The sequence below is a fragment of the Deltaproteobacteria bacterium genome (assembly GCA_009929795.1).
In the GTDB taxonomy this organism is placed as follows: Bacteria; Desulfobacterota; Desulfovibrionia; order Desulfovibrionales; family Desulfomicrobiaceae; genus RZZR01.
Map to the genome: position 1 here is coordinate 1 of RZZR01000201.1, position 3,630 is coordinate 3,630.

The following is a 3,630-nucleotide window of genomic DNA, read 5'->3' on the forward strand; positions in this document are numbered from 1 at the left end:
GCCCGGCCGGGAATTCACCGTGGGCGTGGTTGGCACCGGGCCCCGGGCCAGGGCCCTGCCGGTCATGGAGGTCGTCCTGGTCGACGGCAAGGCCGAGGCTGGGGCCTACACCTACGGCAACAAGGCCCTCTATGAGGACCGGGTCCACTATTGCCTGGCCGACGACGGAGCCGCGTGGCACGCCGCCGAGGTGGCCGTGGCCGCCCACAGGGGCCTGGGCCTGCGTGACGTCAGCCGGGTCGATCTCCGCCTGGACGCCGGGGGCACGCCCCACTTCATGGAGGTCAACCCCCTGCCAGGACTCCATCCGGGCCATTCAGACCTGCCCATCATGTGCCGCCTGGCAGGGGTCACCTACCGGGAACTCATCGCCATGATCATGGAGTCGGCCCTGGAACGCCTGCCTGCGGCCATGGGAGAGGCCACCAGGTGCGCGTAGCAGTCCTCAGGAATGCCGTCTCGCCCCAGGCCGCCCTTGAGGATCAGGACACCCTGACCCAGACCTTGGCCGTCCTGGCCGCCCTGGACCGGGCCGGCATCGAGGCCTTCGAGCTGGTCATGGACCGCGGCCCTGACGAGGCGGCCCGGCAGGCCAAGGCCCTCGGGGCCGCGGTGGTCTTCAACCTGGTGGAAGCCGTGGACGGCTCGGCCCGCCAAGCCCATCTCGTGCCCGCAGCCATGCGCCGGGCCGAAGTCGCCTGCACCGGATCCGGCTCCCGGGCCATGCTCCTGTCCACGAGCAAGATCCTCTGCAAGACAGTCCTGGCTCGGGCCGAAATCCCTGCCCCGCCGCTTTTCAGGCCCGGGCTCCCCGGAGACTGGATCATCAAGTCCGTCTGGGAGCACGCCTCCTTCGGCCTGGACGCCGACTCCATTCTGTCCGCACCGGACCGGCGGACCATGCGCCGGACCCTGACCCGGGCCCGCTCCACCCACGGCGGAGCCTGGTTCGCCGAGGCCTTTGTCCCCGGCCGGGAGTTCAACCTGGCCCTGATCCGAACCCCCAAGGGTCCCAGGGTTCTGCCCCCGGCCGAGATCAGGTTCGACGCCGCCGGGTCCGGCGGCCACCACATCGTGGACTGGGCCGCCAAATGGGACGAATCCTCGGCCGCCTACGCCCGTACCCCGAGGACGTTTGATTTTCCCACTTCGGACAAGAACCTGCTGACGACCCTGGGCCGCCTGGCCCTTCGCTGCTGGGAGGCCTTCGGCCTGGACGGCTACGCCCGGGTCGATTTCCGGGTCCATCCACAGGACGGGCCCATGGTCATCGACGTCAACGCCAACCCCTGTCTGTCCCCGGACGCCGGGTTCGCCGCCGCCCTGGACCGGGCCGGGCTGGCCTACGAGGCCGTCATGGCCGGCCTGGTCGAATTCGCCCGGGGGCCGAGACCGCTGCTCCTTCGGAATCCCAAGCCGTGTTTCGTATCCGCCGCGTCTTCGACGACCTGCTGAGTGTCGACCGGACGGCCATCGCCCGGGTCCAGGAAATTCTGCACGAGCAATTTCCGGCCGTGTCCCGTCGCGAGGTCAAGTCCATCCCCGGCCAACTCAGAAATCCCCTGCGCCACCGGTTCCGGACCATCCTTCTGGTGGCCGAGGCCAGGGACCGGATTCTGGGCTTCGCCCTGGTTCTTCATGTTTCCGACCTGGGCTTCTGTCTGCTCGACTATCTGGCCGCCACTCCGGGCCGTACCGGCGGCGGCGTGGGCGCGGCCCTCTACCAGCGAGTGAGGGAGGAAGCCAGGGCCCTGGACTCGCGCTGCATCCTCATGGAATGCCTCTCGGACGATGCCGCCATCTGCCTGGACCCGGCCCTGGTCCGCCAGAACCGGGCCCGGATGCGCTTCTACGAACGGTTCGGGGCCCGGCCCGTCATCGGTACGGCCTTTGAAACCCCCTTCGAGACCACCCCGGACCAATGCCCCCCGGCCCTGGTCTGCGACCTCCTGGGCAACCCGCCCCTGGCCCTGAACGAGGCCAAGGCCATGGTCCAGGCCTTTCTGGAGCGCAAGTACGGTTCGCGCTGCCCTCAGGGCTATGTGGACATGGTCCTCGGATCCTTCAAGAACGACCCCGTCCGCCTGCGGGCTCCCAGATACCTGCCGCCTGATGCCCCGGTCCCGGACGTGCCCCGGCCCGGGCCGTCCATCTCCCTGACCGTCAACGACCGCCACGACATCCACCACGTCCGCGAACGGGGCTACGTCGAATCCCCGGCCCGCATCAGGCGCATCCTTGACGTCCTGGAGCCTTCGAACCTGTTCACCCGACTGAAGGTCAGGCATTTTCCCGAATCCCACATCCTGGCCGTGCACGACCGGGGCATGGTCGGCTACTTCAAACGGGCCTGCGCCTCCCTGCCCGAGGGCAAGTCCATCTACCCCTATGTCTTTCCCCTGCGGAACCGGACCCGGCCACCCAAGGAACTCCCGGTCCGGGCCGGATACTACTGCATCGACACCTTCACCCCCCTGAACCGCAACGCCTACCTGGCCGCCCGCCGGGCCGTGGACTGCGCCCTGACCGCCGCCGAGGACATCCTGTCCGGTCGCCGCCTGGCCTACGCCCTGGTCCGCCCCCCCGGCCACCACGCCGGACGCTCGGTCTTCGGGGGCTTCTGCTATTTCAACTCCGCGGCCGTGGCCGCCCATTTCCTTTCCGCCCACGGCAGGGTGGCCGTCCTGGACATCGACTACCACCACGGCAACGGCACTCAGGACATCTTCTACGAACGGGCCGACGTCTTCACCCAGTCCATCCACGGCCATCCCCGTCTGGCCTACCCGTATTTCTCCGGGTTCGCCTCGGAGCGAGGCCAGGGACCGGGCCTGGGCAAGAACCACAACTATCCCCTGCCCGAACTGGTGAACGGTCCGGTCTACCTGAAGGTCCTGGCCAGGGCCCTGGCCCGGATCGAGCGCTTCGCCCCGACCTTCATTGTCCTCTGCCTGGGCCTGGACACGGCCAAGAACGACCCCACCGGGTCCTGGAGCCTGAACCCGGCGGACCTGACCGAGGTCGGCCGCCGCATCGGATTTCTGGGCCTGCCGGTCCTGGCCGTCCAGGAAGGCGGCTACCGCATCCCGTCCCTGGGCAAGAACGCCCTGGCCTTCTTCCAGGGCCTGCATTCCGGCATGTCCGACCGGGTCCGTGCCCGGTAGATTTCTCGAGCCCAAATTCATCCCCAAACCCTGAACCACATTCACCCATGGTCCAAGAATCCCTTGCCTTCCGCGACCGGATCCTGCCATCCGACCTCGATGCCGTCCGGACCCTGACCGCCTCCTCGGGCTTCTTCAGCCCGGCCGAAATCGACCTGGCCGTGGAACTCGTGGCCGAGGCCCTGCGCCTGGGCCCATCCTCGGGCTACAATTTCATCATGGCCGAGGAAATGGGCCGGGTCGTCGGGTATACCTGCTTCGGCCCCATCCCCTGCACCGAGAACCGCTTCGACCTCTACTGGATCGTGGTCCTGGACAGCCACCGGGGCCGGGGCCTGGGCCGCGAACTCCTGGCCCGGACCGAGGCCGCGGCCATGACCCTGGGCGCGGTCCGCATGTACGCCGAAACCGCCTCCCGGCCCCAATACGCCCCCACCCGGGCCTTCTACCTGGCCCGGGGGTATCG

4 protein-coding genes are annotated in these 3,630 nt (G+C 68.7%); all 4 read left to right on the forward strand.

Annotation, left to right across the window (positions count from 1 at the left end; all coding sequences use genetic code 11):
- Positions 1-439 (forward strand): D-alanine--D-alanine ligase (locus tag EOM25_13040; protein NCC26100.1); only part of this gene is annotated, 439 nt, incomplete at its 5' end.
- A complete protein-coding gene (locus EOM25_13045; GenBank protein ID NCC26101.1) occupies positions 430-1,455 on the forward strand; it encodes a D-alanine--D-alanine ligase in 1,026 nt (341 codons plus the stop codon). The genes EOM25_13040 and EOM25_13045, both read left to right, overlap by 10 nt.
- A complete protein-coding gene (locus EOM25_13050) occupies positions 1,419-3,164 on the forward strand; it encodes a histone deacetylase family protein (GenBank protein NCC26102.1) in 1,746 nt (581 codons plus the stop codon). Before EOM25_13045 ends, EOM25_13050 begins: the two co-directional genes overlap by 37 nt.
- Positions 3,165-3,313: 149 nt before the next feature.
- A partial coding sequence (locus EOM25_13055) for a GNAT family N-acetyltransferase (GenBank protein NCC26103.1) occupies positions 3,314-3,630 on the forward strand: 317 nt, incomplete at its 3' end.